Raw genomic sequence first — 361 nt, forward strand, 5'->3', positions numbered from 1 at the left:
CATTAGAATAAGGACAAACTTGATGGGCATTTTCTAATAATTTCTGAGCTGTTTCCCTTTCGACTCCAGGTATTTTTACATCTAGATCCACTGAAAGTTTAAAGCCACCTTCTGAAGTTTTTCCAATGGTAACTGCTGCAGTTGTTTCAGTTTCTTTGACATCAATTTTTTGCATTCGGGCAACCAGGTTCAAAGCACTGTCAAAACAAGCTGAATAACCAGCTGCAAATAGCTGTTCTGGGTTAGTATAGCCTTCCCCATTTCCTCCTAATCCTTTGGGCATTCTCACTTCTAAATTTAGTACTCCGTCAGAGGATTTTACATTTCCGTTTCTTCCTCCCTTTGCTGTGGCTTTTGCCGT

General features: G+C 40.2%; 1 protein-coding gene. It reads right to left on the reverse strand.

Annotated features, from left to right (window positions below; genetic code table 11):
- Positions 1 to 361, reverse strand: a 361-nt coding sequence (locus E1171_RS00125) for an organic hydroperoxide resistance protein (protein WP_155202975.1), incomplete at both ends; no start/stop codon positions are given.

It is taken from the genome of Xanthovirga aplysinae, from assembly GCF_009711365.1.
Classification (GTDB): Bacteria; Bacteroidota; Bacteroidia; order Cytophagales; family Cyclobacteriaceae; genus Xanthovirga; species Xanthovirga aplysinae.